Origin of the sequence: Pelomonas sp. KK5, from assembly GCF_001984095.1 — a bacterium.
Taxonomy (GTDB): domain Bacteria; phylum Pseudomonadota; class Gammaproteobacteria; order Burkholderiales; family Burkholderiaceae_C; genus KK5.
The window spans coordinates 1-5,427 of sequence record NZ_LYVQ01000321.1 but is presented as its reverse complement, the minus strand read 5'-3'; the positions used below and the strand labels follow the sequence as shown (position 1 = coordinate 5,427).

Annotated in this window: 5 protein-coding genes; 3 read left to right on the top strand and 2 right to left on the bottom strand. The window is 71.1% G+C overall.

Features of this window, described 5'->3' with window-relative positions; translation table 11 throughout:
• Both B0W88_RS29290 and B0W88_RS29285 read left to right on the top strand, forming a co-directional pair.
• Positions 1–591: EAL domain-containing protein (locus tag B0W88_RS29290; protein WP_144007050.1), on the top strand; the 591-nt coding region annotated here is incomplete at its 5' end.
• Positions 592–667: 76 nt separating this feature from the next.
• On the top strand, positions 668–1,348 hold the full coding sequence (locus B0W88_RS29285; RefSeq protein ID WP_077038062.1) for a phosphatase PAP2 family protein: 681 nt from the start codon (positions 668–670) through the stop codon (positions 1,346–1,348).
• Here B0W88_RS29285 and B0W88_RS33225 read toward each other — a convergent pair.
• Positions 1,304–1,483: a hypothetical protein gene (locus B0W88_RS33225; RefSeq protein WP_077038061.1), complete on the bottom strand. Its 180-nt coding sequence runs from the start codon at positions 1,481–1,483 to the stop codon at positions 1,304–1,306. The two genes, B0W88_RS29285 and B0W88_RS33225, sit on opposite strands and share 45 nt — an antisense overlap.
• Positions 1,484–1,587: 104 nt before the next feature.
• Entirely contained in the window at positions 1,588–2,052 is a 465-nt protein-coding gene (locus B0W88_RS29275) for an Lrp/AsnC ligand binding domain-containing protein (protein ID WP_369973961.1), read from the bottom strand.
• Between the two features lie 96 nt (positions 2,053–2,148).
• On the opposite strand from B0W88_RS29275, the gene B0W88_RS29270 reads away from it, so the two are divergent.
• On the top strand, positions 2,149–5,427 hold a 3,279-nt coding region (locus B0W88_RS29270; RefSeq protein WP_144007049.1), incomplete at its 3' end, for an L-glutamate gamma-semialdehyde dehydrogenase.

Here is a 5,427-nt window from a genome sequence, read left to right as displayed (position 1 = left end):
GTGCTGGAGACCGCCTGCGCCCAGGCCGCGCGCTGGCAGGGGCAGCCCGGCAAGCCGCAGCAGGTGGCCGTCAACGTCTCGGCCCGCCAGCTGCGCCAGCCGGATTTCGTGGAGACGGTCGACTTCATCCTGGCCGAGACCGGCTGCCCGCCGCATGCGCTTGAACTCGAGGTTACGGAAAGCCTGCTGCTGGAAGACGCCGAGGCTGCCATCGAGCTGCTGGGCCAGCTGAGCCAGCGCGGCGTGCGCGTGGCGATCGACGACTTCGGTACCGGCTATTCCTCGCTGGCCTACCTGAAGCGCATGCCGATCCAGACGCTGAAGATCGACCGCAGCTTCGTCTCCGAGGTGGGCAGCGACGCCAACGTGGCGGCGATCGCCCGCACGGTGATCGTGCTGGCCCGCAGCCTGGGCCTGGACGTGCTGGCCGAGGGCGTTGAGACGGCCGAGCAGGCCGCCTGGCTCAAGCGCGAGGGCTGCGACTGGGCCCAGGGCTGGCACTACGGGCGGCCGATGCCGGCGGAGGATTTCGTCGTTGCGAATGCGGCGGCGGAGCTCGCCTCCCCGCGGGTGCAACTGCAACTGGCCTGAAGGCACCGCGTAAAACGACCGGGCCCGGGCCGGCGCGGGCGGCGCGGCTTCACACAGTCACGCTAGGATCGCCGCCATGCTGTCTTACTGGCACCTGTTCACCCGCCTGGGCGAGGCCCAGATCCTCCTGCCGCTGGACCTGCTGGCCATGGCCTGGCTCTGGCTGGGCGCGCGCCGCGGGCCGCTGGCCCTGCGCTGGCTCTGCGCCATGGGCGGCGCCGCCACGCTGACCACACTGACCAAGCTGGCCTTCATCGGCTGGGGCGTGGGCAGCGCGGAGTGGGATTTCACTGGCATCTCCGGCCACGCGATGTTCGCTGCCGCCAGCTTCCCGATGCTGGCCTGGGTGGCGCTGATGAACCGCAGCGACCGCGCCCAGCGACTGGGTATCGGCCTGGCCTTCGCGCTGGCCGCCGCCATCGCCTACTCGCGCCTTCCGGTGCATGCGCATTCGCCCTCGGAAGCGATCGCCGGCTTCCTGCTGGGCAGCCTGGCCAGCATGCTGAGCCTGCGCGGGCTGACCGGCTCGCATCCGGCCGTGCTGCCGCTGTGGCTGCCGACGGCGCTGGCCGGGGCGCTGCTGGCCATGCCGGTCTCGGCGCCGGCGCCGCGCACCCATGAGTGGGTGACGAGGCTGTCGCTGGAGCTGTCCGGCCACGAGCGGCCCTTCATGCGCAGCGACCTGCACCGCCGCCTGCGCGTGCTGCCGCCCTCAATGGAGCGCAAGGTCGGCGCCGACCCGCTGTCCGCTCTTTGACAGGCATTCGAACCAGATCGGGTCCAGCTCGGTCTCGGTGACCGTCAGCCCCGCGCTCAGCTCGTAGCTGGAATCGAACCAGCCGCAGTGGCTCTGCTGCGCATCGTCGAGGGTGAGGGCGGGTACTGCGTTCATCGGTGTCTCCGGTGTTGATGGAACGCAGTGTTCCCGCCGACGCCGCCGCGGCAAATCCACCCTGAAGAGGGGTGAGGCCCCCACCAAAGTGGGAGATTCCGCCCTCAGATCGCCAGCGCCGTCGTGTTCTTCACCTCCTCCATCACCGCGTAGGTCCGCGTCTCCCGCACGCCGGGCAGGGTCCAGATCACGCTGCCGATGAATTCGCGGTAGGCCGTCATGCTGGCCACGCGCGTCTTCAGCAGGTAGTCGAAGCCGCCGGCCACCAGATGGCATTCCAGGATCTCGGGCCGGGACTGCACGGCGGCCTTGAAGTTGTCCATCACATCGTGCACCGTGCGGTCCAGCAGGATCTCGATGAAGACGAGCATCGCCTGGCCCAGCTTCTCGGGATTCAGCCGCGCCTCGTAGCCCAGGATGTAGCCTTCGCGGGTGAGTCGCTTGACCCGCTCCAGCACCGCGGTGGGCGAGAGGTGCACCGCCTCGGCCAGCTTCAGGTTGGAGATGCGCCCGTCGGCCTGCAGCACGCGCAGGATGCGGGCGTCGATGGTGTCGATGTCGGTGTTCACGGCGAATATCTCACTAGAGATGCGTCAATGTTCTGAATTTAATTCATGGCCGGCACTTCTAAAGTGCTGATCGTCACTAAATCGGACCGCTCCACCATGACCTCCTTCGCCCCCCTCCCGGAAACCACCCGCCTGCCGGACCCGTATCGGGAGGAAATCGGCGTGGTCAGCGCGCTGGCCGCGGGCGTGCGCCCGGCGCTGGACTGGCCGGCGGTGATCGCCCAGGCCGGCCCCTGGGTCAAGCAGGTGCGGGCCAATCCGGCGCCGTTCTGGGCGATGGAATCGCTGCTGCGCGAATACCCGATTACGTCAGCGGAGGGCCTGGCCCTGATGCGCCTGGCCGAGGCGCTGCTGCGCGTGCCCGACGCGCCCACCGCCATCGCGCTGACGGCCGACCAGCTCGGCCGCGCCGATTTCGACGGCGCCAGCGAGGGCCCGCACAAGATGCTGGCCAGCCTCTCGGCCTCGGCGATCTCGCTGTCCAAGAAGTTCCTGCCCGGGTCGGAGGAAGAGGGCGGCTTGTTCAAGCGCCTCGGCGCCCAGACCGTCGTCGCCGCCACCGTGCGGGCGATCCAGCTGCTGGGCCGCCAGTTCGTGCTCGGCCGCAACATCAAGGAGGCGATGGACGAGGCGGCCTCGGCCCGCCGCGTGCAGGGCATGCTCCGCTTCTCGTACGACATGCTGGGCGAGGGCGCCCGCACCGAGGACGACGCGCGCCGCTACCAGGCCGCCTACATCGGCGCGATCAAGGCGATCGCCGGCGGCCGCAAGGCCGAGTCGCCCGAAAGCGCGGACGGCATCTCGATCAAGCTGTCAGCTCTGTTCAGCCGTTATGAGGTGCTGCAGCGCGAGCGCGTGTTCGCCGAACTGCTGCCGCGCGTCTGGGAGCTGATCGAGCTGGCCGCCGCCGCCAACATCAACCTGACCATCGACGCGGAAGAAGTGGACCGCCTCGAGCTCTCGCTCGACGTGCTGGACGCGCTGGCCGCCCGCATCGCCTCCACCTACCCGCAATGGCGCGGCTTCGGCCTCGCCGTGCAGGCCTACCAGACCCGCGCGCTGCAGGTGGTGGACGAGGTCGCGGCGATCGCCCGCAAGCATGGCCTGCGCTTCATGGTGCGCCTGGTCAAGGGCGCCTACTGGGACGGCGAGATCAAGCGCGCCCAGGAGCTGGGCCTGACCGCCTATCCGGTCTTCACCCACAAGCCGCACACCGACGTCTCCTACCTCGCCTGCGCCAAGCGCCTGATCGAGCACGCCGACGTCATCTACCCGCAGTTCGCCAGCCACAACGCCGGCACCATCGCCGCCATCGTGCAGATGGCGCGCCAGGCCGGCGCCGCCTTCGAGATGCAGCGCCTGCACGGCATGGGCGAGGGCGTCTACCGCGAGGTGCTGAAGGACGGCGCCATCCCCTGCCGCGTCTACGCCCCGGTGGGCGAGCACCGCGACCTGCTGGCGTATCTCGTGCGCCGCCTGCTGGAGAACGGCGCCAATTCGTCCTTCGTCCACCAGCTGGCCGATGTGAATGTGCAGGTGCCCGAGCTGCTCGGCTCGCCGCTGGACGAGGTGGCCGCCGCCGGCGCGCTGCCGCTGCCGCCGGCGCTGTACGGCTTCGCGCGGGCCAACTCCACCGGCCTGGACCTGACCGCGCCGGCCCAGCGCGAAGCCATCCGTGCGGCGCTGCAGGGCGTCGAGGTGCAGCCGGTCGCCGAGGCCCATGCCGAGGATGTCGATGCCGCCATGAGCCGGCTCGCCGCGGGCTTCCCCGCGTGGAACGCCACGCCGGTCGCCCGGCGCGCCGCCATCCTGCGCCGCGCCGCCGACGCGCTGGACGCCCGCCTGGCCGAGTTCTGCGCGCTGCTGGTCAAGGAAGCCTTCAAGACCCAGGGCGACTGCGTGGCCGAGGTCCGCGAAGCCGTCGATTTCCTGCGTTACTACGCCAACCAGGCCGAGGCCGAATCCGCGCAGATGCAGGGCCGCGGCGTGTTCGTCTGCATCAGCCCGTGGAACTTCCCGCTGGCGATCTTCGCCGGCCAGGTGGTCGCCGCGCTGGTGGCCGGCAACGCAGTGGCGGCCAAGCCGGCCGAGCAGACGCCGTATGTGGCACTGAAGATGGTCGAGCTGCTGCACGAGGCCGGCGTGCCCGCCGACGCGCTGGCGCTGCTGCACGGCCCCGGCGAGACGGTCGGCGCGGCCCTGGTGGCCCATGCGGCCACGGCCGGCGTCTGCTTCACCGGCTCCACGGCGGTGGCGCAGATCATCAACAAGTCGCTGGCGGCCAAGGGTGAGGGTCAGGTCTTGCCGCTGATCGCCGAGACCGGCGGCCTGAACGCCATGGTGGTCGACTCCACCGCGCTGCCCGAGCAGGTGATCGACGCCGTGGTGCAGAGCGCCTTCCGCTCGGCCGGCCAGCGCTGCTCGGCGCTGCGCCTGCTGTGCGTGCAGGACTCGATCGCCGACGGCGTCGTCGAGATGCTGCGCGGCGCGCTGCAGCAGCTGTGGGTGGGCCAGCCGGCCGACCTCGCCACCGACGTCGGCCCGGTCATCGACGACGAGGCCTTCGCCGGCATCTCCGCCCATGTCGAGCGCCTCAAGCGCGAGGCCACGCTGATCGCCGAGGCGCCGATCCACGACGCGATGCCGCGCCAGATCCGACCGGTGGCCTTCGAGCTGGCCGGCATCGAGCAGCTGGGCGCCGAGATCTTCGGCCCGGTGCTGCACGTCGTGCGCTTCAGCGAGGACGTGGACCGCGTCGTCGAGCGCATCAACAGCCTCGGCTACGGCCTGACGCTGGGCATCCAGACCCGCATCGACAGCCGTGCCCAGCGCCTGGCCGAGAAGGCCCGCATCGGCAACGTCTACGTCAACCGCAACATCATCGGCGCGGTGGTCGGCGTGCAGCCCTTCGGTGGCGAAGGCATGTCCGGCACCGGCCCGAAGGCCGGCGGCCCGGCCTACCTGAAGCGCTTCTGCGCGGAGCCGCTGCTGGACGTGCCGCAGGCCGTCGGCATGCCCGCCGGCAGCGTCACGACGGCGGGCCTCTCCGACGCCGATGGCGGCTGGAGCGGCCGCACGCCGGCCGAGCGCGCGGCGGTTGTCGGCAAGGTCGCGGCCGACCTGGCCGCTGTAGCCGCGCAGGCCTTCGCCGACCAGGAACTGCCCGGCCCCACCGGCGAGAGCAACACGCTGCGCCACCATGCGCGCGGCCACTTCCTGTGCATTGCCGACGGCGACGAGGCCGGCCTGGCGGCCGTCGCCTCGCTGCTGCTGGCCGGCAACAGCGTCAGCTGGCTGGCCGGTCCCGAGGCCGAGGCGCAGCGCCAGCGCCTGCTGCGGGCCGGCGTGCCGGCGGCGGCGCTGACGCTGCTGCCG

Bases quoted from the DNA above. Each gene is read 5' to 3' on its own strand.
- B0W88_RS29285 (WP_077038062.1), top strand. From the start codon at position 668: ATGCTGTCTTACTGGCACCTGTTCACCCGCCTGGGCGAGGCCCAGATC.
- B0W88_RS33225 (WP_077038061.1), bottom strand. From the start codon at position 1,483: ATGAACGCAGTACCCGCCCTCACCCTCGACGATGCGCAGCAGAGCCAC.